At 73.5% G+C, this 21,928-nt stretch carries 15 protein-coding genes; 8 read left to right on the top strand and 7 right to left on the bottom strand.

The annotated features are described in order from the left end of the window. Positions 1-76 precede the first annotated feature (76 nt). The 5 genes from typA to ABZ172_RS08845 all read right to left on the bottom strand — a co-directional run bounded on the left by typA (position 77) and on the right by ABZ172_RS08845 (position 7,279). Positions 77-1,951: a translational GTPase TypA gene (gene typA, locus ABZ172_RS08865; RefSeq protein ID WP_356881683.1), complete on the bottom strand. Its 1,875-nt coding sequence runs from the start codon at positions 1,949-1,951 to the stop codon at positions 77-79. Between the two features lie 333 nt (positions 1,952-2,284). Beyond that, positions 2,285-4,555 (bottom strand): ABC transporter family substrate-binding protein, encoded by a 2,271-nt coding sequence (locus ABZ172_RS08860; protein WP_356881681.1) that lies wholly within the window; start codon positions 4,553-4,555, stop codon positions 2,285-2,287. 189 nt (positions 4,556-4,744) lie between these two features. Continuing rightward, positions 4,745-5,296 carry an isochorismatase family protein gene (locus tag ABZ172_RS08855; RefSeq protein WP_356881679.1) on the bottom strand — a complete coding sequence of 184 codons (552 nt, stop codon included), beginning with the start codon at positions 5,294-5,296 and terminating at the stop codon, positions 4,745-4,747. 88 nt (positions 5,297-5,384) lie between these two features. Further along, a complete protein-coding gene (locus ABZ172_RS08850; protein WP_356881847.1) occupies positions 5,385-6,701 on the bottom strand; it encodes an MFS transporter in 1,317 nt (438 codons plus the stop codon). Between the two features lie 101 nt (positions 6,702-6,802). After that, complete coding sequence (locus ABZ172_RS08845; protein ID WP_356881677.1) at positions 6,803-7,279, bottom strand: MarR family transcriptional regulator; 477 nt, start codon at positions 7,277-7,279, stop codon at positions 6,803-6,805. 224 nt (positions 7,280-7,503) lie between these two features. On the opposite strand from ABZ172_RS08845, the gene ABZ172_RS08840 reads away from it, so the two are divergent. Further along, entirely contained in the window at positions 7,504-8,559 is a 1,056-nt protein-coding gene (locus ABZ172_RS08840) for a LacI family DNA-binding transcriptional regulator (protein WP_356881675.1), read from the top strand. 292 nt (positions 8,560-8,851) lie between these two features. Here the strand turns inward: ABZ172_RS08840 and ABZ172_RS08835 are convergent, their stop codons facing one another. Next, positions 8,852-9,826, bottom strand: coding sequence for an acetylxylan esterase (locus tag ABZ172_RS08835; protein WP_356881673.1), 975 nt, complete (start codon positions 9,824-9,826; stop codon positions 8,852-8,854). Positions 9,827-10,091: 265 nt separating this feature from the next. Here ABZ172_RS08835 and ABZ172_RS08830 point away from each other — a divergent pair, with 265 nt between their 5' ends. From ABZ172_RS08830 to ABZ172_RS08800, 7 genes are all read left to right on the top strand, one after another. Then, positions 10,092-11,342, top strand: a complete 1,251-nt coding sequence (locus tag ABZ172_RS08830; RefSeq protein WP_356881671.1) for a sugar ABC transporter substrate-binding protein — start codon at positions 10,092-10,094, stop codon at positions 11,340-11,342. A gap of 2 nt (positions 11,343-11,344) precedes the next feature. After that, a complete protein-coding gene (locus ABZ172_RS08825) occupies positions 11,345-12,322 on the top strand; it encodes a sugar ABC transporter permease (protein WP_356881669.1) in 978 nt (325 codons plus the stop codon). Continuing rightward, the gene (locus tag ABZ172_RS08820) at positions 12,319-13,194 is read left to right on the top strand and encodes a carbohydrate ABC transporter permease (RefSeq protein WP_356881667.1); all 876 of its coding nucleotides are present in this window, start codon (positions 12,319-12,321) and stop codon (positions 13,192-13,194) included. The genes ABZ172_RS08825 and ABZ172_RS08820 overlap by 4 nt, the downstream gene beginning before the upstream one ends. A 76-nt stretch (positions 13,195-13,270) precedes the next feature. Next, complete coding sequence (locus ABZ172_RS08815) at positions 13,271-14,473, top strand: family 1 glycosylhydrolase (protein ID WP_356881665.1); 1,203 nt, start codon at positions 13,271-13,273, stop codon at positions 14,471-14,473. Between the two features lie 158 nt (positions 14,474-14,631). Continuing rightward, positions 14,632-16,104, top strand: a complete 1,473-nt coding sequence (locus tag ABZ172_RS08810; protein ID WP_356881663.1) for a glucoamylase family protein — start codon at positions 14,632-14,634, stop codon at positions 16,102-16,104. A 159-nt stretch (positions 16,105-16,263) separates the two neighbouring features. Next, the gene (locus tag ABZ172_RS08805; RefSeq protein WP_356881661.1) at positions 16,264-18,339 is read left to right on the top strand and encodes a TPM domain-containing protein; all 2,076 of its coding nucleotides are present in this window, start codon (positions 16,264-16,266) and stop codon (positions 18,337-18,339) included. Positions 18,340-18,410: 71 nt separating this feature from the next. After that, positions 18,411-19,124, top strand: a complete 714-nt coding sequence (locus tag ABZ172_RS08800; protein WP_356881659.1) for a PspA/IM30 family protein — start codon at positions 18,411-18,413, stop codon at positions 19,122-19,124. 63 nt (positions 19,125-19,187) lie between these two features. Here the strand turns inward: ABZ172_RS08800 and ABZ172_RS08795 are convergent, their stop codons facing one another. Then, on the bottom strand, positions 19,188-21,770 hold the full coding sequence (locus tag ABZ172_RS08795) for a SpoIIE family protein phosphatase (RefSeq protein WP_356881845.1): 2,583 nt from the start codon (positions 21,768-21,770) through the stop codon (positions 19,188-19,190). Positions 21,771-21,928: the final 158 nt, after the last annotated feature.

Below are 21,928 nucleotides of genomic sequence, written 5' to 3'. Positions count from 1 at the left end.
GTCTGCGGGGGCCCGGACCTCGTGATCATGGCTCGTACCTGCCGTTCACCGCCCGGAGCGGACGGTCCGGATCAGGTCAGCCGTTCTTCGCGCGCGAGGCCGTGCGGCCGCGCTGCTTCTGGTCCAGGACGACCTTGCGGATGCGCACGGTCTCCGGGGTCACCTCGATGCACTCGTCCTCGCGGCAGAACTCCAGGGACTGCTCCAGCGACAGCTTGCGGGCCGGGACCACGTTCTCCGTGGTGTCCGCGGACGCCGCACGCATGTTGGTGAGCTTCTTCTCCTTGGTGATGTTCACGTCCATGTCGTCGGCGCGGGAGTTCTCGCCGATGATCATGCCTTCGTAGACCTCGGTGCCGGCCTCCGTGAAGATGACGCCGCGCTCCTGGAGGTTGACCATGGCGAACGGCGTGACCGTGCCCGAGCGGTCGGCGACCAGCGAGCCGTTGTGCCGGGTGCGCAGGTCACCGAACCAGGGCTCGTGGCCCTCGAAGATGGAGTGCGCGATGCCCGTGCCGCGGGTCTGGGTCAGGAATTCGGTACGGAAGCCGATGAGGCCGCGGGAGGGCACGATCCACTCCATGCGGACCCAGCCCGAGCCGTGGTTCGTCATCGTCTCCATGCGGCCCTTGCGGGTCGCCATCAGCTGCGTGATGGCGCCGAGGTGCTCCTCGGGGGAGTCGATGGTCATGCGCTCGATCGGCTCGTGCGTCTTGCCGTCGATCTGCTTGGTGACGACCTCGGGCTTGCCGACGGTCAGCTCGAAGCCCTCACGGCGCATCTGCTCGACCAGGATGGCCAGCGCGAGCTCACCGCGGCCCTGGACCTCCCAGGCGTCCGGGCGCTCGGTGTCCAGGACGCGGAGCGAGACGTTGCCGATGAGCTCGCGGTCCAGACGGTCCTTCACCTGGCGGGCGGTGACCTTGTGGCCCTTGCCGCCCTTGCCGACGAGCGGCGAGGTGTTGGTGCCGATGGTCATCGAGATGGCGGGCTCGTCGACCGTGATCAGCGGCAGCGCGATCGGGTTCTCCGGGTCGGCCAGCGTCTCGCCGATCATGATGTCCGGGAAACCGGCGACGGCGCAGATGTCGCCGGGGCCGGCCACCTCGGCGGGCTTGCGGGTGAGCGCCTCGGTCATCAGGAGCTCGGTGACGCGCACGTTGGACATGGTGCCGTCGCGCTTGATCCACGTGACGGTCTGGCCCTTGCGCAGCTCGCCCTGCTCGACGCGGCAGAGCGCGATGCGGCCGAGGAAGTTGTCGGCGTCCAGGTTGGTGACGTGGGCCTGGAGCGGCGCCTCGGCGTCGTACTCGGGGGCCGGGACCGTGGACAGGATGGTGGAGAAGAACGGCTCCAGGCTGTCGCTGTCGGCCGGGACGGTGCCGTCCTCGGGCTTGGTCAGCGACGCGACGCCGTCACGGGCGCAGGCGTAGACGATCGGGAACTCGATCTGGTTCTCGTCCGCGTCCAGGTCCAGGAACAGGTCGTACGTCTCGTCGATGACCTCGGCGATGCGCGAGTCCGGACGGTCCGTCTTGTTGATGCAGAGGATGACCGGCAGCTTGGCCGTCAGCGCCTTGCGCAGGACGAAGCGGGTCTGGGGCAGCGGGCCCTCGGAGGCGTCGACGAGCAGGACGACCGCGTCCACCATCGACAGACCGCGCTCGACCTCGCCGCCGAAGTCGGCGTGGCCGGGGGTGTCGATGATGTTGATCGTGATCGGGTCCCCGCCGTCCTTGGGGTGGTACTTCACCGCCGTGTTCTTGGCGAGGATCGTGATGCCCTTCTCACGCTCCAGGTCGTTCGAGTCCATCATGCGTTCGTCGAGGTTCTCGGCGGCGTGCGCGGCGAAGGCGCCCGCCTGCTTGAGCATGGCGTCGACCAGCGTGGTCTTGCCGTGGTCGACGTGGGCGACGATGGCTACGTTACGGATGTCGTGGCGCGTGGGCATGGGTGACTTGCGCTTCTCTCGGATCGTGGGATCAGGCGTCTCAGTCGGTCTCGAGTCCTCGTACGCCCGCCGGGCGGCACGCCACGGCTCGTCCCATGGTACGGGCCCGACGGGTCCGGGGCTTCCCGGCCCGGTTCCCGGGGCGGGACCACAGCCAGGATTCAGCCGATATTCAGCGGGATACCAGCCATCGTACGGGCGGCGTTCGGCCCGGCGGCCGGCGGGCACGGGCGGCGGGATCACGGGCCGGGGCCGACACGACCGTGCCCGCCGGGGACGCCGGCGGGCACGGGAGTCACGCTGCTTCTGTGCGGCGGATACCGCTTCGACCTGCTACTTCTTCCGGTCCGCCGGGGCGCCGGCCGCTGAGCGGCCGGTGAAGCCGATGTCCTCGTAGCGGGGTGCGGCGAAGCCGAAGGCACCGATGTTCGCCAGCTTCTTGTCGACGGCGACCAGCTGGGGCCGCTGATACAGCGGAATCGATCCTGCGGCGGCCCAGATCCGTGCGTCCGCCTGCTTCAGCAGGTCCCTCGACGCGTCGGTGTCGAGTTCGGCGACCGCCCGGTCGAAGAGCTGGTCGATGTGGTCCGAGCCGACCCGGGTGTAGTTCTGCGCGACGAGCAGCGAGCCGTCGGTGGCGGGCTCCGGCTTGGCGAAGATCGGCCGCCCGTCGGTCGCCGGGTAGGCGGTGGCGGGCCAGGAGTACAGCGCCAGGTCGTAGTCGCCGGAGGCGACGTGGTCCTTGAAGTAGCTGTCGTCGGCGACCTTGGTGACCTGGGTGCTGATGCCGATCGAGTCCAGCATCGTGACGATCTTCTCCCCGACGGCGCGCAGGGACTGCGATCCGGGGCCCGAGGGGAGGACGAAGCGGAGGCTCAGCGGCTTCCCGCCCTTGCCGAGGCGGTCCGTGACGGAGGCCGCGGCCGGGGCCGGGGTCCCGGCGGGGGCGTAGGCGCCGGCCGGGCCGCCGGGCTGCCGCTCCTGGGCGGTGACCTCGGAGCCGTCGGAGGAACGGCTGCCCGGCTTGTCGTCGCCGACGACGTACGTCCCCTCCTCGCGCGAGGCCGTGCTGTCGTCGTCCTCCGCGTCCCCGGCCTTCCCGCCGGCCTTGTCCCCCTCACCGCCGGACTTCTCGCCGGCGTCCTCCGCGCCCTTCTTCCCGTCCTTCTCGGCCTTCTCGGCCTTCCCGTCCTTCTCGGCCTCGCTGCCCGCCTTGGTGTCCTCGGTGCCGCGGACGGCCCCGCCCGGGGTCCATCCCGCGTCGGCCAGCAGGGCCCGCGCCTCCTTGGTGTCCTGCTCGCCGAGCGCGCCGCTGCCGTCCTTGTACCCGGGCTGCCCGGCCAGGGCCAGGTGGCTGCCGGGGGGCTTCGCGGGCAGGCCGAGCGGCTTCAGGACCGCGTCGGCCAGCTCCTGCCGGTTCAGTGTCCGGGCGATGGCGCGGCGCACCCGGTCGTCGGAGAGCGGTCCGGACTCGCCGTTCAGCGCGAGCTGCGTGTAGGAGGGTTCGAGCGACTTGCGCACGGCGAAGCCGCGCAGCGACTTCTGTGCGGCGGCGTACACCGCAACGGCCTTCCGGGTCTCCTCCCGGGCGGCCTGCGCCGTCTCGGCGGCCTCCTCGTCCGAACCGTGGGCCAGCGCCCAGGAGCGCAGGGCGGCGGCCGGGGTGATGTCGGCCCCCGGGCCGTGCGCGGGCGGCCCGCCGTTCCCGGCGCCGTAGCGGCCCGCCCGCGCGATGCCGTTCGCCGTCGCCGGGTCGATGTCGGCGACGTCCACCGTGCCCTTCTCCAGGGCGTCGGTGCGCTTCGCGGGCTCGACGGCGCGGAAGACCAGGGACTCGAGCTTGGCCTCGTTGCCCCACCAGCGCGGGTTCCGGTCGAGCACGACCGTCCCCTTCGGCTTGTTCACACTGCGCAGGCGGAACGGTCCCGCGGTGTTCTTGAGGGTGGCGCGGGCGCCGTCGTTGAAGGTGCCGGGGGAACCCGTCACCTCCTTCGGGTACAGCGGGGAGAACAGCGAGCGCCAGTCGGCGTACGGCTTGGAGAAGGTGACCCGGACCTGGAGGTCGTCCTTGCCGCGCTCGATCTTCTCGATCCGCTCGTAGCCGGCGTTGCGGGCCGTCCAGAAGGCGGAGTCCTTGCCGCTCAGTGCCCGCCACTGGGCGACGAAGTCGGGGGCGCCGATCTCCCGGCCGTCGCTCCACACCGCCTGCTGGTTGAGCTTGTAGAGGACGACCTGCTTGGGCTCCTGCTCGATGACCTTCGCCGACTCCAGGTAGTCGGGGTTGAGCCGGGGCTCCCCCTTGGCGTCCATGGGGAAGAGCGTGGGCAGCAGGGCGCCGGTGACGCGCGTGGTCGCGGTGTCCGCGTCGGCCTGGAAGGCGTTGAGAGTGGTGGGGACCGCGTCGACCGCCCAGGTGAGGGTGGCGCCGTCGGTCACCTGTTCCCGCGCGGCGGGGGCGATGTCCTGCGGGACGGCCGGCGAGGAGGTGTCCTCGCCGCCCGAGGAGCAGCCCGCCAGCACCGGGATCGTGAGCACGCCTGTGGCCAGGAGCGCGACGGAGCGGCGCTTTCGGGCCGTCCCGCGTGGGATGCCGACGTGGGACATGGCTGATACCTCCGGGGCCGGCCCGGCCCACCCCGTACCGGAAGGGACCGGATGATGCGTACTGGTGGCATTTGCAGTTGATCAGACTGATTCGCTGATCCACTGAACGCACGTGTACGCGCGGGACGAGGCAGGCGCGGCCGCCGGGGCCGCGGATGTCACCCGTGCGGCCCCGTACCGGCCCGGGCCTCAGCCGAGGAGTGCGGCGATCGCGGCGGTGGTGTCGGTCTCGGCGAGCCTCGGGAAGATCTTCTCCAGGCTGTTGCGGTGGGCGCCGGCGTCCATGTCGGTGACCGCGTCGGTGGCGACGGTGACGTGGTAGCCGTGCTCGTGGGCGGCCCGGGCGGTGGACTCGACGCCGATGCTCGTGGCGATGCCGGTGAGCACGACCTGGGTGATGCCGCGGCGGCGCAGTTCGAGGTCGAGGGCGGTGCCGTGGAAGGCGCCCCACTGCTGCTTGGTCACGACGATGTCGCCGTCGCGCGGGCCGAGCTCGGGCACGAGGTCGGCCCAGTCGGCGGCGGGCTCGCCGGACCGCGCGGCGCCCTCGGTGCGGCCGGGGGCCCCGCCCGTCACGCGGACCAGGACGACCGGGAGGCCCTTGGCGCGGAAGGCGTCGGCCAGGACCGCCGCGTTGGCGACGACGCCCTCGGCCGGGTGGGCCGTCGGGAGGCCGACGATGCCCTTCTGCAGGTCGACGACGACGAGGGCGGTGCGGGGGTCCAGAACGGTGGCGGTCATGTGCGTACTCCTTGAGCGGATCGGGGTGCGGGCGCCGCGGGGCGCACGCCGGTGGGGGTCTGGTGGGGGGTCTGGTGTGCGGGTCTGGTCAGGGGCGGGCGCGCAGCGCCCGGTCGGTGAGGGTCAGTGTGGTCAGCAGGACGGCCAGGACCACGGAGACCGCCGCCATCAGGTGCAGCCCCGCGTCGCTCGTCGCGTCGGCGTAGGCGAGGGCGATCAGGCTGGACGCGGTGATGGCCCCGATGTACTGGGCGGTGCGCTGGAGCCCCGCGGCGGCCCCGATGCTCTCGGGCGGCGCGTGGGCCTGGACGGCTGCCTGGTTGCTGGTGCCGATGAGTCCCTGCGGGGCGCCGAAGCACGCTCCGGCGAGGAGCAGCACGGCGAGCGGAGTGTCGCCGGTGAGGAACAGCAGGATCCCCGCACCGGCGGTGAGCAGCACGGCGGCCAGGGCGAGCGGGCCGCGCAGGCCCTTCGTACGCGCCCCGAGCAGCGAGCAGACGAGCGCGGTGACGGACATCGGCAGCATGAGCAGCCCGGTGTGCCCCGGGGAGAAGCCGCGGGCCTCCTCCAGCCACTGCGTGAAGCCGTACATGACGCAGTAGATGAGCAGGTAGCCGAGCCCGTGGCGGGCGTACGTCCGCAGCAGGGGGCCGTTGCCGGCGAGCATCCGGATGTCGATGAACGGCTGCGGGGTGCGCAGCTGCCACCGGACCAGGGCCGCGGTCAGGACGGCGAACGGCGCGAGCAGCCACCACCGCGGGTCGGCGAGGTCGAGCAGGAAGAAGACCAGCACCGTCAGGGCGCCGGCGAACAGGGCGATGCCCAGCGGGTCGAGGGAGAGCTTCGGCGTGCTCCCGCCGGCCGCCGCGCCGCGCGGCGGGTCGGCCGGGACCCAGAGCAGCGCGGCACCGAGGGCGAGCAGGGCGATCGGCACGTTGACGGCGAAGATGCCGCGCCAGCCGACGGCCGACACGAGCAGCCCGCCGAGCGCGGGGCCCACCGCGGCGCTGCCCAGCGCGGCGAAGCTGAGCCGGGCCAGCACGGGGCGCGGGGTGGGCCGGCCGAGCCGGTGCGACTCGTCGCGCAGCACGGCCATGGCGGCCGGGTAGGCGGCCGAGGTGCCGATGCCGAGCAGCAGCCGGGAGACGACGAGCGTGCCGAAGCCGGGGGCGAGGGCGCCGACCAGTCCGGACGCGATGACGACGAGGAGGCCGGCCAGGAAGACGCGGCGCGGGCCGAGGGTGTCGGCGAGCTTGCCGAGGACCGGCTGGGCGACGGCGCTGGCGAGGTAGAGGACCGAGATCAGCCAGGCGGTGTCGGCGGCCCCGATGCCGAAGGAGTGCCCGATGGCCACCAGGGCGGTGGAGATCATCGTGGTGTTGAGCGGGTTGAGCAGGGACCCCATCAGGAGCGGTGCGGTGAGCCGCGCGCCGAACCCGGCGTCCGGGGCCTCCTTCGCGGGCCGCGCCGGTGCGTGGCCGGAGGCCGTCTCCGCCGCGGGCCGGGTCACGTGTCGACCAGACGGCCGATGAGCCCGACGGCCTCGGCAAGCGTGCGGCGTTCGGCGCCGTCCAGCTCGGCGGTGATCGCGTCGGCCAGCCAGTCCCGCTTCGCGGCCCGCACACCGGCGAGGACGGTGCTCCCCTCCTCGGTGACGGACACGACCGACTTGCGGCCGTCCGCCGGGTCGGGGGCGCGGCTCACCAGCCCCCGGTCCTCCAGGGCGCCGAGCGTCAGCCGCATCGACTGGGGCCGGACGAGCTCGGCCCGGGCCAGCGCCGCGGTGGTGGCCGGCCCGCCGTCCTGGAGCCGGGCGAGGACGGAGCGCTGCGAGGGGGTCAGCAGGGTGTCCGCGGACGAGCTCCGCAGCCGCCTGAGCAGCCGGCCGACCTCGGCGGCGAGGTCGGCCGCCACCTGCTCGGCGGTCGGGTCGGCCGGGGCGCGCGGCGGGGTGTTCCCGGGGGTCGCTGCGGTGTCGGACATGTGTTCCACGGTAAAGATGGACAGGGCATCTTGCAAGGCAGCCTGTTTATCTCTACGCAAAGGCCGGTGCGACTCTTCGGCGGAGGGCGGCGCGGCCGACGCGCGGACCGGGGCGTTGTTGCCCGCCGCCGGGCACGCGATCTAGGGTGAATGCGCTTTCAGCAGAGGGCCGCCACCCGCAGCAGCGGGTGCCGGGGACGAGGAAGAAGCGGACGGTCGGTCGAGTGAGCGCCCCCACGGTGTACGACGTCGCCGAGCGGTCGGGCGTCTCGATCGCCACGGTCTCCCGGGTCTACCGCACCCCGGACTCGGTGCGCGCCCGGACCCGTGAGCGGGTGCTGGAGGCGGCCCGCGAGCTGGGCTACGTGCCGAGCGGGAACGCCCGGGGGCTGGCCAGCCGCACCACCGGGGTGCTGGGTCTCTGCTTCCCCGACTACGCCGACCCGGAGGCCGAGGCCGACGCGGAGGGCGACGGCGGCACCGACGACGCCGCGATGCTGTACTCCGACCAGATCATCCGCGGCATGGAGCGGGCGGCCCGCCGGCACGGGTACGCCCTGCTGATCGCCGCGTCGCTCCAGGGCGGACCGGAGAGCCTGGTGGCGAAGGTCGCGGGGCGGGTGGACGGCTTCGCCGTGCTGGCGCAGACCGTGCCGACCGAGGACCTGGAGGTCATATCGCGCCGGCTGCCGGTGGTGATGCTCGCCGGGCCGCGCGAGATCGACCACCTCGACCACCTCGTCGTCGCGAACACCGCGGGGCAGCACGAGCTGACCCGGCATCTGATCGAGGACCACGGTCTGCGCCGGCTCGCCTTCGTCGGGGGCGACCCGGACTCCCCCGACGCCGAGGCGCGGTTCCGCGGCTTCCGGGACGCCTGCCGCGACGCCGGGCTGCCGGCCGGGGACGCGCCGGACCTGCGGACCGGGATGATGACGCGGGCCGAGGGCGCACGGGCCGCCGAGACCCTGCTCGACCGGGGTGCGGAGCGCCCGGACGCGATGGTCTTCGCCAACGACCAGATGGCGGTGGGAGCGCTGCGCGCACTGGAGCGGCGGGGCGTGCGGGTGCCGGAGGACATCGCGGTGACCGGCTTCGACGGGATCCCGCTGAGCCGGATCGTGCGCCCGCCGCTGACCACCGTGCGGCAGCCGATCAGGCAACTGGGCGAACAGGCCGTGGAGTTGCTGGTGCAACGCCTGGCCGAGCCGGGCCGCGAGCCGGTGTCGCGGGAGCTGCCGGTCTCCCTGGCCCGCCGGGCGAGCTGCGGCTGCGGCTGACCCGGGGGGCTCCGGGACCCGGACGGTCCCGGACCCCACCGCAAGGCCCCGGGACCCGTGGGCCCCCAGGGGCCCGGGCCGCTCCGGATCAGGCTCAGGCCGGACGGCCCCTGACCACGCAGGACGGCCCCGGACCGGCTCTGCAAGACCCCGCACCCGCTGCCCCCTACGGACCCGGCGCGTCCCGCAAGCCTCCGCACAGCCCCGGACCGGCCCCCGGACCGCTTCGCACAGCCCCGGACCACCCGGCACCGCTAGGCCCCCGGACCGCCCCGGCACCCCGGCCCGCGCCTCAGAGCCATCTCCGGAAGAAGCGGGTCCGCCGCCGGGCGAGTGCGGCGGTCTCCCGCGCCAGCCCCTCGTGCCCGAAATGGCCGGCGCTCAGCACCTCCAGCTCGCGTGGGCCGGGCAGTGCGTTGTGCACGGCGAACTGGCCCGGGGGCGGCACCGCGGGGTCGAACAGGGCCGCGGCGACGAGGGTGGGCAGCTCCAGCCGCGCGGCAGCCGTCGCCGCGTCGAAGTACCGCAGGACCTCCGTCACCTCGGGGTGCTCGCGGTGGTGGGCGCGCACGGACTCCCCGCTGCCGACGCAGGGCAGGGTCAGCCGCAGCGGGTGGTTGCCGAAGGTGGGGACGGTGAGCTGCGCGGCCGCGAACCGGTCGTCCCAGGGCAGCGCGAGGGCGCCGAGCCCGCCGGCGAAGCTCTCCCCGAGGTAGCCCAGCCGCCCGGGTCCGGCGAGCCCCGGCAGCAGTTCCTGGAGCGCCGACGCGGCGCACCACAGGTCGGCCGCGCAGGCGCCGATGACGTAGGTGTCGCGTGATCCGATGCCGTGCAGCACGTGCCCCGCGGCGTCGTCCGGGACGCCGGGCAGGAGGCTGCGGGAGCCCGTACCGCGCACACAGGGCAGGATCGCGGCCGACGCGGGCAGCGGCAGCGGTACGTCGGGGCCGGCCTCCCCGCGGCCGCCGTAGCCGTGGCCGACGACGAAGCCGTGCGCGGCCGGGCCGTCGACGGGCAGCGCCAGCCAGCCGCCGAGGCGCACGCCGCCGACGGAGGTGAAGGTGACCCCGTGCAGCCGGACCCCGTCGCGCTCCTCCTCGGCCGGGCCGACTTGGGGGGCGGTGGCGACCGCCCGCGCCTCGGCGTGGCGCTCCCGCCAGAACGCCGCGAAGTCCCCGGGGGCGTCCGGCGCCGGCACCCGCAGCAGGTCCGCGAGGGCCAGGCCGTGGGCGGGGTCGAAGGGGAATTCGTGCGCGAACGGGGCCATGGGCAGGACCGTAGGCCCACCGTCCCGCCCGGTTCACGCCGGGTCCGCCGCCGCCCCGACCGCGCGGAACGAAGCGGAATCGGTCACATCCACTTCAAATACGCAAACGACGTGCATACGGTGCCACCGTCGGGCCTCCAGGTGTCGGGCACGTTGCACGAGTGTGACCCGGCACCCTCTTGCGGATTCCGGAACGACTGCCGCAGAGTGATGTATGCGCTTACAGGCAGCGCATACATTCGGATTGCTCAAGGAGGAGCCCTCCATGTCCCGCACCGCCAGAACCGTCTCCGCCGCCCTCACCGTGGCTCTCGCCCTCGGCGTCTCCGCCTGCGGAGGGCCGGGCGGTGACGACGTCGCCGCGGACGCGAAGCAGACGCTGACCGTCTGGGCCATGGGCGCCGAGGGCGAGAAGCTCGCGGAGGTGGCCGGGGTCTACGAGAAGGCCAACCCCAACGTCACCGTCAAGGTCACCCCGGTCGGCTGGGACGTCGCCCACCAGAAGCTCGTCTCCGCCGCCGCGGCCGGCACCCTGCCCGACGTGGCCCAGATGGGCGGCAGTTACCTGGGCGAGTTCGCCGAGCTCGGCGTCCTGGAGCCGGTCGACACGAAGGAGTTCGACAAGAACGACTTCTTCCCCGCCGGCTGGAACCAGGGCGAGGCCGACGGCACGGCGTACGGCGTGCCGTGGTACGTCGACACCCGGGTCCTCTACTACCGCACCGACCTCGCGAAGAAGGCGGGCGTCACCGGGGCCCCCGCCGACTGGCGGGAGATGCGGGCCCTGGCCGCCGCGTACCAGGAGAAGGCCGGCACCGAGTGGGGCCTGTCCATCCAGCCCAGCGGCCTGGACACGGTGCAGAACTTCTACCCCTTCCTCTACTCCGCCGGCGGCGCGCTCCTCGACGACGCGGGCGAGCCGGTCGTCGACAGCCCCGAGGCCGTCAGCGCGCTGAAGGAGTACGGCTCGTACTTCGAGAAGGGGCTCTCGAACAAGTCGGTGCAGCCGGGCTACGACGTCGTGAAGGACTTCGGCAACGGCCGGGTCCCCATGTTCTTCGGCGGTCCGTGGCACGTGACCCTGCTGAACGAGGGCCAGCCGCAGATCAAGGGCAAGTGGGCGGTGGCCCCGGTCCCGGCCGGCCCGTCCTCCTCCGTGTCCATGGCGGGCGGCTCCTCCCTGGTGGTCTCCAAGGACAGTGAGCACAAGGCGGCGGCCACGGCGTTCATCGAGTACCTCACGAACGCCGAGGGCCAGGCGGACTGGTACGAGCGCACCAAGGACCTCCCCGCGAACACCGCGGCCTGGGACTCCGGACAGCTCGCCGACGACGCGAACCTCCAGGTCTTCAGGAAGCAGATGGACACCGCGAAGGCCTCGCCGTCCACCGCGCGCCTCACGGAGATCACCGACAAGGTCGACCAGGCGATCGCCCGGGTGACGCAGGGCAAGGCCTCCGCCGAGGACGCGCTGAAGACCGCGCAGTCCGAGATCGAAGCCGTCGTGAAGCAGTAGCCATGGGCACCCTGACCTCACGTGCCGCGCGGCCGGCCGCGGTGGAGAAGGGCCCCGCGGCCCTCCCGCCGCGGGCCGGGCGCCCGCGCGGGAAGCGCTCGATGGGCGTGCAGAACGCGGCGGGCTGGCTGTTCTCCACCCCCTTCCTCGTCCTGTTCACCGTCTTCATGGCGTTCCCGGTCCTCGCCACGCTGCTGATGAGCTTCACCGACTTCGGGCTGCGCAACGTCACACGCCCCTGGGAAGCGGAGTTCATCGGCTTCGAGAACTACACCGCGCTGCTCGGCGACCAGAAGTTCCTCACCTCGCTCTTCAACACGGCGTACTTCGTCGTGGTGGGCGTCCCGCTCACGATCGCCCTCGGGCTGGTCGTCGCCGTCCTGCTGAACAACGGCATCGACCGGGCGCGGACCTTCTTCCGGGTCGGCTTCTACGCGCCGGTGGTCACCACGATCGTCGCGGTCGCCGTGGTGTGGCGGTTCGTCCTGGACCCCAGCGACGGGCTCGTGGCGGGCCTCTTCTCCGAAGTGGGCCTGACCGCACCGGACTTCCTGGGCTCCGAGGCCCTGGCCATGCCGTCGTTGATCGCGATGGCGGTCTGGCGCAACGTGGGGACGGTCATGGTGCTCTTCATCGCGGGTCTGCAGGCCGTCCCGGCCGAGGTCCGGGAGGCCGCGCGGCTCGACGGCGCGGGCGCCTGGCAGGAGTTCCGCCGGATCACGGTGCCGCTGCTGCGGCCCACGCTGCTCTACGCCACGGTGATCACGACCATCGGCTACCTCAACGTCTTCGAGGAACCGTTCGTGATGACGCAGGGCGGACCCTCCGACTCCACGCTCACCGTGTCGCTGCACATGTACCGCGAGGGCTTCAACTTCTTCCACATGGGCTACGCGAGCGCCATGGCGTACGTCCTCCTCGTGGTGATCATGGGCATCACGGTGCTGCAGCTCCGACTGCTGAAGGACAACACGAGATGACCGCCGCGCACGCACCCGCCGCCGCGCGGAGGACGCCCGGGGCCGGACGCCGGAGCGCGAAGCGCACCCTGGTGTACGTCCTGCTCGCACTGGGCCTGCTGATCATGTCGGCGCCCTTCCTCTGGATGGCCCTCTCGTCGTTCAAGACGGCGGGCGAGCTCTCGGCCAGCCCCCCGGTGTGGATCCCGACCGAGTGGACCCTGGAGAACTTCCGGGACCTGCTCGGGAAGCTGGACCTGCCGCTGTACTTCATGAACTCCGTGATCGTGGCGGTGCTGGTCACCGTCTCGAACCTGGTGTTCTGCTCGATGCTCGGCTACGCCCTGGCCAAGCTGAGGTTCGCGGGCCGCGACAAGATCTTCGGTCTGGTCCTCGGTGCCCTGATGGTGCCCGGGAACCTGATGCTGCTGCCGCTGTTCGTGCTGATGAGCAAGCTGCGGCTGATCGACTCGTACGCCGGCCTGGTGCTGCCCTTCGCGGCCGGCGCCTTCGGCGTCTTCCTGATGCGGCAGTTCATGCAGTCGATCCCGGACGAGCTGCTGGAGGCGGCCCGGATGGACGGCGCCGGCGAGTGGTACATCTTCTGGCGGATCGTCATGCCGCTGGTGAAGCCCGCGCTGGCGACGCTCTCGATCTTCACGTTCCTCGGCTCCTGGAACAACTTCGTCTGGCCGCTGATCGCGACCAACGATCCGGACAGGTACACGCTGCCGGTCGCCCTGGCCACCTTCGCCACCGACCCCAACAAGGCGGGCGGCTCCAACGGCATGCTGATGGCCGGGGCCTTCCTCGTCGTGCTGCCGGTGCTGGTGCTCTTCGTCGCCCTGCAGCGGCACTTCACCCAGGGCATCGCCACGGCGGGCATGAAATAGCCCGCACCCCGTACGCATCCGAGGCCGCACCCCACGTCGCGGCCGCACCCCTTCACGCACAGAAAGACACTCCGCGATGACGCACGCGCCCGTCCCGTTCCCCGAAGGCTTCCTGTGGGGGGCCTCCACGGCCGCCCACCAGATCGAGGGCAACAACACCAGCAGCGACTGGTGGGTCAAGGAGCACTCCACCGGCACCCACATCCAGGAGCCCAGCCTGGACGCCTGCGACAGCTACCACCGGTGGCCCGAGGACATGGACCTGCTGGCGTCCCTCGGATTCACCGACTACCGCTTCTCCGTCGAGTGGGCCCGGATCGAGCCGGTCGAGGGGCACTTCTCCCGTGCGGAGATCGCCCACTACCGGCGGATGGTCGAGGGCGCGACCGCCCGCGGACTGCGCCCGATGGTGACGCTCCACCACTTCACCGTGCCGCAGTGGTTCGAGGCCCGCGGCGGCTGGACCGCCGACGGCGCCGTCGAGCTGTTCGCCCGGTACGTCGCCGCCTGCGCACCGGTGATCTCCGAGGGTGTCAGCCACGTCTGCACCATCAACGAGCCGAACATGATCGCCGTGATGGCCGGCCAGGCGAAGCGCGGCGACATCGGCTTCCCGCCCGCCGGGCTGCCCACCCCGGACGACGAGACGACCGAGGCCGTCATCGCCGCGCACCACGCGGCCGTGAAGGAGGTCCGGGCGCTCGACGCGGGCATCCAGGTCGGCTGGACCGTCGCCAACCAGGTCTACCAGGCCCGTCCGGGCGCCGAGGACGTCACCGCCGCCTACCGCCACCCGCGCGAGGACGTCTTCATCGAGGCCGCCCGCGGCGACGACTGGATCGGCGTCCAGTCCTACACCCGGACGGAGATCGGCCCGGACGGACCGGTCCCCGCGGCCGACGGCGTCGAGCGCACCCTGACGCAGTGGGAGTACTACCCGGCCGCGGTCGGGCACGCCCTGCGCCACACCGCCGAGGTCGTCGGCTCCGGCGTGCCGCTGATCGTCACGGAGAACGGCATCGCCACCTCCGACGACACCCGCCGCGTCGCCTACTACGCGGGCGCGCTCGACGAGGTGGCCTCCGCGATCGAGGACGGCCTGGACGTCCGCGGCTACCTGGCGTGGAGCGCCCTCGACAACTACGAGTGGGGTTCGTTCACCCCGACCTTCGGTCTGATCGGCGTGGACCGGGAGACGTTCGAGCGGACCGCGCGCCCCTCGGCCGAGTGGCTGGGCTCCCTCGGCCGCTCCCGCGCACTGCCCCGCACCGCCGGCTGAGACCGGCCCCCGGACGGGGACCCACCTGACGGGTCCCTCCGGTGCGGGAACCGCCGCCACCTGACGGGCGACGGCTCCCGCACCCCCTGTTCACGCCCGGACGCCTCCGGGCCCCCGCACGCCATGGCAGTCGATGACTCCTCACCGAGAGGTATCCGATGGACCGTCGTACGTTTCTCACCGCTGCCGGGACCGGGGCGGCCGCCCTGTCCCTGGGAGCGCTCAGCGCCCCGCAGGCCGCCGCGGCACCCGCGGGCCGCTCCGGCTCCGACTCCGCACAGCTGCTCTCCTGGTTCCGTGACACGTACCGCTCGATCGAGGCGATGACGACCGGCTTCGGTCTCACCGCCGACAAGATCGACGTCAGCGGCCCCGCCCCCGTCGTCTCCCGCCAGACCTCGCCGACCAACATCGGCTGCGGCCTCTGGTCCGCGGTGGCCGCCGCGGGGCTCGGGGTGATCAGCGGGGCCGCGCTGCTGCGCACGCTGGAGCGGACCGTCTCCGCCGTGGAGAAGCTGGAGCGCCACCACGGGTTCTGGCTCAACTGGTACGACGCGCACGACGGTTCCGTGCTGACCGAGTGGCCCGGCACCGGGGACCCGGTCCGCCCGTTCCTCTCCTCGGTGGACAACGCCTGGCTGGTCACCGGGCTGCGGATCGCGGCCGACGCGGCCCCGTCGCTGCGTCCCCGCATCGCGCGGATCCTCTCCACCGCCGACTGGTCGTACTACTACACGCCGTACGACGCGTCCGACCCCGTCGCCGGTCCCGGACAGCTGCGCGGCGGCTTCTGGACCGACACCGGGGAGCCCACCGCCCATCACTACGGCGCACTCAACACCGAGCCGCGCATGGCCAGTTACCTGGGCATCGCGGACGGCTCCCTGCCTCCGGCGCACTACTGGCACATGCTGCGCACGATGCTCCCCGAGCACGAGCAGGAGCAGCACCCGCAGGGCGCGTACACCGTGATGCAGGGCGTGCGGGTATGGCAGGGGCACTACACCCACGGCGGACGGAAGTTCGTCCCCACCTGGGGCGGCTCGATGTTCGAGGCGCTGATGGTCCCGCTGTTCGTCCCCGAGCCGGAGTGGTCACCGGGCTCCTGGGGCCTCACGCACAGCCGGTACGTCCGCAGCCAGATCGAGCACGGGCTGCGGGAGGCGGAGTACGGGTACTGGGGCTTCTCCCCCGCGAACGTCCCGGACGGCGGCTACCAGGAGTACGGCGTCGACGCCCTCGGCATGCAGGTCGACGGCTACGCCTCCAACACCGACCGCACGTACACCACGGACGGCGCCCCGCTGCCGGACCCGTCGGCGTTCACCCACGGCGTGGTCACCCCGCACGCCTCGTTCCTCGCGCTGCCGTACGCCCACGGGGAGGCGCTGGACAACCTCAGGGCCCTGGACCGGGACTTCGGGGCGTACCACGAGGGCTACGGCTTCCGGGACTCGGTGGACGTCGGCACCGGGCGGGTCAGCGACTTCATGCTGGCCCTCGACCAGGGCATGATCGCCGCGGCGCTGGCGCAGGCCCTGCGGCCCGGTCTGCTCCAGCGGCCGTTCCGGACCGGCGGTTTCCGCTCGCGGGTGCGTCCGCTGCTCGCCGCGGAGCGCTTCGGCATCTGAGCCGCCCGGTGCGGGAGCCCCGGTCCCGGGGCCGGGCCACCCCCGCCCGCGCCGCCGGGGCTCGTGCCCCGGCGGCGCGCGTCGGGTCCCGTTCCGCGGTCCGGCGGGGCGGGACCCGCCGGGTCGCGGGGCACCGAAAGCGGACATAACCTCCACCGTGTGACGCCGCTCGCGCCCCGCCCCCGGCTTTCGATACCCGGCAGGATCCTCGTCGCCGCCCTGACGGCGGTGCTCTGGACGGTCCTGACGGGCGTCCCGGACGCCCGTGCCGCGGACCCCGTCCCCCTCGCCCGCGAGGGGCAGATCACCGACCGGGTGGGGGCGCTCGGCGACCGTGCGCCGCAGGTGCGGACCGCGCTCGACCGCCTGTTCGACGAGCAGCGGGTGAAGCTGTTCGTGGCGTACGTCCGTGACTTCTCCGGCCGGGACGCCCGGACCTGGGCCGACGAGACCGCGGCCCGCAACGGCCTGGGCCAGGACGACGTGCTGCTGGCCGTGGCCACGCACGACCGGACGTACGCGTACTCCGTCGACCAGGGGTCGCGCCTCACGGACGCCGGGCTCCGGGACGTGGCGAACACGGCGGTCGAGCCGGCCCTCCGGCGGAACCACTGGGCGGGGGCCGCGATCGGCGCCGCCGACGGGTTCACCGCGGTGCTCTCCGGTGACCCCGTCCCGGCCCCCGACCTCACTCCGGGCGCCGCCGATCCCGGGGGCGGCCCCCGGAGCACCGGCGCCTCGGCGGACCTGCTCGTGCCCCTGGCGGTGCTCGTCGTGGTGGTGGCGGTCGCCCTGTACGCCTTCGCCCGCCGCAGACGGCGTGCGGGGACCCGGACGACGCCCGCGGCGGGCGGCTGGGGCGGCGGGACCGGAGCGGGGGGCGCGCCGCAGGTCCCGCTGCCGGAACTCGACGCACGGGCCAAGGGGGACCTGGTCGACACCGATGACGCCGTGCGCACCAGCGACGACGAACTCGGCTTCGCCACGGCGCAGTTCGGCGAGGAGGCCGCGGCCCCCTTCGCCGAGGCCGTCCGGTACGCCAGGACCGAGCTCACGGCGGCCTTCCGGCTGCGGCAGCGGCTCGACGACGCCGTCCCCGAGGACGACGCGACGCGGCGCCTCGTGCTCGACGAGATCATCAGCCGCTGCGCGGACGCCAACGGCCGTCTGGACGCCGTGTCCGGGGACTTCGACCGGCTGCGCGCCCTCGAACAGAACGCCCCGCGGGCGGTGGCGGACGCCGAGGTCGCGTCCCGGGACCTGGCCGCACGCGTCTCCGCCGCGGAGCGGACCGTCGGCACCCTGCGCGAGCGGTACGCCGTCTCGGCGTCGGCCTCCGCGGCGGAGGACGTCGAGCAGGCGAAGGACCGGCTGGCCTTCGCCGTCGTCTCCCTCGACGAGGCACGGCAGGCCGTGGACGGCACCGACCACGCCAGGGCCGCGGTGTACGTCCGTGCCGCCGAGGGCGCCGTCGGGCAGGTGGTCACCCTGGTGGACGGGGTCGACCGGCTCGCCGGGGAGCTGGCCGAGGCCGCGGAGCGGCTGCCGGGTGCGCTGACCGAGACCGAGACGGACCTGGCCGACGCCGGCGGGCTGCTCGGTGCCACCGGGGAGGGGGCGCCGACCGCGGACCTGCGGGGCCGGGTCGCCCGCGCCGAGGCGGTGGTCCGCGAGGTGCGGGGCGCGCTCGGCTCCGGCCCGTACGACCCCGTCGACGCGCTGCGGCGGGTGGAGGAGGCGGACGCGGCGCTGGACGAGGCGCTGGCCGGAGCCCGCGAGCGGGAGCGGGGCGGCCTGCGGGCGCGCTCGCTGCTGGACCGGGCGATGCTGACCGCCCGGTCGGCGATCGGCGCCGCGGCCGACTACATCACCACCCACCGGGGTGCGGTCGGCAGCCAGGCGCGGACCCGTCTGGCGGAGGCTCAGCGCCGGTGGGAGCGGGCCGGGGAGCTGTCGGCTGCGGACGATCCCGAGGGCGCCCTCGCCGAGGCGCGGGAGGCCGACGCGCTGGCCGCGCAGGCGCGGGGCCTGGCGGAGCAGGACGTGCGCGGCTACCGCGACCGGCACGACGCCGGCGGTCCGCGCGGCGGGGGCGGCGCGGGCGGGGCCGTGCTGGGCGGGATCATCCTCGGCGGACTGCTCGGCGGCGGCCGGGGCGGCGGGCTCGGCGGCGGCCCGGGCAGCTTCGGCGGCGGCGGTACCCGCGGCCGGCGGGGCGGCGGAGGGCGCTTCTGACAGCGCGGCCCGGGCAGGCCGGTCCCGATCCCGGCACGCGTACGACGAGATCTCGCACAAGGAGAGGTGCCATGACCAAGCAGACCGTTCTCGGCCGGGTCGCACAGCTGGCGCGGGCCAACATCAACGCCCTGCTCGACCAGGCGGAGGATCCGCAGAAGATGCTGGACCAGCTGATCCGCGACTACACCGCCAACATCGCGGAGGCCGAGCAGGCGGTGGCGGCCACCATCGGCAATCTCCGGCTGCTGGAGGAGGACCACCGGGAGGACGTCGACGCGGCAGGCGAGTGGGGCCGGAAGGCGCTCGCCGCCAGCCGGAAGGCCGACGAGCTGCGGGCCGGGGGGTCGGGTGCGGAGGCGGACACCTTCGACAACCTGGCCAAGGTGGCGCTGGAGCGGCAGCTCCGGTCGGAGCGGGAGGCGAGGACGGCCGAGCCGACGATCGCCTCGCAGACGGTGGTGGTGGAGCAGCTGAAGTCGGGGCTGGACCGGATGGGGACCAAGCTGACGCAGCTGCGGTCCAAGCGGGACGAGCTGGTGGCGCGCGCCGCGTCCGCCCAGGCGCAGAACCGGATGATGGACGCGGTCGAGAGCATCGACGTGATGGACCCGACGAGCGAACTCGGGCGCTTCGAGGACAAGGTGCGGCGCGAGGAGGCGAAGGCGGTGGGCAAGCAGGAACTCGCCGCGTCGTCCCTGGACGCGCAGTTCGAGCAGCTGGACAGCCTCGGGGACAGCGCGGAGATCGAGACCCGGCTCGCCGCCCTGAAGTCCGCCTCCTGACCCGCGGGTTCCGGGGGGGGCCGCGTCCCGCCGGGCCCGGTGGCGGCACCACCGGGCGACCCGTCAGTACATGCTCAGCAGCTGCTCGACGGTGAGCTCGGGGGCGGGCTCCCCGTCGGGGAGGGCCAGTTCGAACCAGACGGTCTTGCCGCGCGGGGTGCGCCGGGACCCCCAGGCCGCGCTGAGCAGCCCGACGAGCTGCAGCCCGCGCCCGCCCTCGTCGGTGTCGCGTGCGCGCCTGCGCCGCGGCTGCACGAGGCCGGCGTCCCACACCTCGCAGACGAGCGTGCGGTCGCGGAGCAGCCGGAGCCGGATCTCGCCCTCGCCGTAGCGCAGGGCGTTGGTGACGAGCTCGCTGACGAGCAGCTCGGTGGTGTCCACCAGCTCGTCCAGGCCCCAGGCGGTGAGCTGGACGCGGGCCAGCTCACGGGCCCGCCCCACGGAGCGGAGCTCACGCGGGAGCTGCCAGTCGCCCACCGTCTCCGGGGCGAGTCCCTGGATACGGGCCATCAGCAGGGCGATGTCGTCCTCGCCGTGCCGGGTGTCGAGGGTCGACAGCACGTGGTCGCAGACGTCCTCGAGCGGCTGCGACGGCTCGGCGAGCGCCTGCCGGAAGGAGTCGAGGCCCTCGTCGAGCGGATGGTCCCGGGACTCCACGAGCCCGTCGGTGTAGAGGGCGAGGAGGGAACCCTCCCTGAGCTCCACCTCGACCTCCTCGAAGGGCTCGCCGCCCACGCCGAGCGGCATGCCCGGCGGTACGTCGAGGAGCCGGGCGGGCTCGCCCGGCTCGGCCACCACCGGCGGCAGATGACCGGCGTTGGCGAAGGTGCACCGCCGGGTGACCGGGTCGTACACCGCGTACACGCAAGTGGCCAGGTAGACCTCGGAGAGGTCGGCCTCGCGCGACTTGTGGGCGGCCCGCGAGGGCCACTGGGCGCCACCGCCCGCGCCGAAGCCGTCGCTGCGCTCGCCGCCGCCCGGGGTGCCGAGGCCGCGGGCGACCTCGTCCAGGGCGGAGAGCACCTCGGCGGGTTCCAGGTCCAGCAGGGCCAGCGTCCGTACGGCGGTGCGGAGTTCGCCCATGGCGACGGCGGCCCGCAGTCCACGGCCCATCACGTCGCCGATGACCAGGGCCGTGCGGTGGCCGGGGAGTTCGATCACGTCGAACCAGTCGCCGCCGACCTCGGTGGCCGTGTTGCCCGGGAGGTAGCGGCAGGCGATGTCCAGGCCCGCCGCCTCGGGGTCGCCCGGCGGGAGCAGGCTGCGCTGGAGGATGAGCGCGCGCTCGTGCTCCCGGCGGTAGAGGCGGGCGTTGTCGATGCAGACGGCGGCGCGCGCCGCGAGCTCGGTCGCCAGGGCCCGGTCCCGCTCCCCGAACGGCTCGCTGCCCTTGGTACGGGAGAACTGGACGAGGCCGACGACGACGTCGTGCGCGACCATCGGCACGGCGAGGGTGGAGTGGACGAACCCGCGTCCGCCGCCGGGCACGTCCTGGACGCGGCCGGCGCGCAGGGCGACGGCGCAGGGCGAGTGGAACGGGTAGCGGTGGACCGAGCCGAGCGCGGGCGGTCCGGTGTCCCCGTCCGCCTCCCCGCCCAGGCCCGTCCGGGCGGCGGGGATGCCTCCGGGGAGCGCGTCGGACACCGCGCTGGCGTACGCCACCCGGCGCAGTTCCGCGGAGCCGGTGCCGGACTCCTGGTGCGGCCTGCCCCAGCTGCCGGGCGAGGCCTCCTCGCCGGAGAGCAGTCCCTGGAACAGGTCGACGGAGGCGAGGTCGCAGAAGCCGGGCACGGCCACGTCGAGCAGTTCCCGGGCGGTGGTCTCCAGGTCGAGGCTGTTGCCGATGCGCGCGCTGGCCTCGTTGAGCAGGGCGAGGTTGCGGCGGGCGCTGGCCGCCTCACGGGCGGCGATGTGCCGTTGGGTGACGTCGGTGGCGAGTCCGGCGATGCCGACGGGCCGCCCGGAACCGCTGTGCACCCGGTAGAGGTTCATGGACCAGTGACGCCTGCCCGCGGCCCCGGGCGGGGTGCCGACGAGCTGGAGGTCGGTGACCGCGTCGCCGGTCTCCAGGACGCGCCGGAGCGTGCCGGAGAGCCGCTCGGCCTCCGGGCGGGGCAGGTAGTCCTCCACCGTGCGGCCGCGGTGGTCGTCGGCCTCGCCCCCGAAGACGGTGGCGAACCGCTTGTTCGCGCGCACGACGGTGAAGTCGGTACCGAAGAGGACGAAGCCGAAGGGAGATTGACCGAAAATCGCCTGCGAGGCGGCGAGGTCCGTCTCGATGCGCCGCAGCGCCCGGACGTCGACGACGATGCAGACCGCCGCGCGCTCCCCGGTCTCCGTCTCGCTCGGCATGACGTAGACCTCGGCGAGGCCGCGCGCCGCGTTCTCACCGGGGATCCGGAAGGGGACGAGTCCCGTCCACTCCTTGCCGTCGAGGATCTCGCCGACGCGCCTGCGGGCGCCCCGGCGCAGTTCGGCGGGCATGAAGGCCTCGACCGGGTCCTTGCCCACCACCTCGTCGGAGGTCATGCCGAACAGACTCGCGGCCCTTCGGCTCCACTGCTCGACCAGGCCGTCGGGCCCGATCGAGAACGACGCGACCCTGATGTAGTCATAGATCGAGCCGGGCGGGCTGCTCTGCCACATGACGTCGCCCGCCGTCCCAGGTATCTCGCTCACGCGACCGTCCCCTCCAGCTCACACACCGGACCGGTCCTGCCCGCAGTATTCAGCACTACGGGCCTCACCGGCACGGCGTTCACGATCACAGCACGGTCTCAGTCCCTTTCAGCCAGGTTCTGCCC

Origin of the sequence: Streptomyces sp. NPDC006296, assembly GCF_040613235.1 — a bacterium.
GTDB lineage: Bacteria > Actinomycetota > Actinomycetes > Streptomycetales > Streptomycetaceae > Streptomyces.
This window is presented reverse-complemented; position numbering and strand designations above follow the sequence as displayed.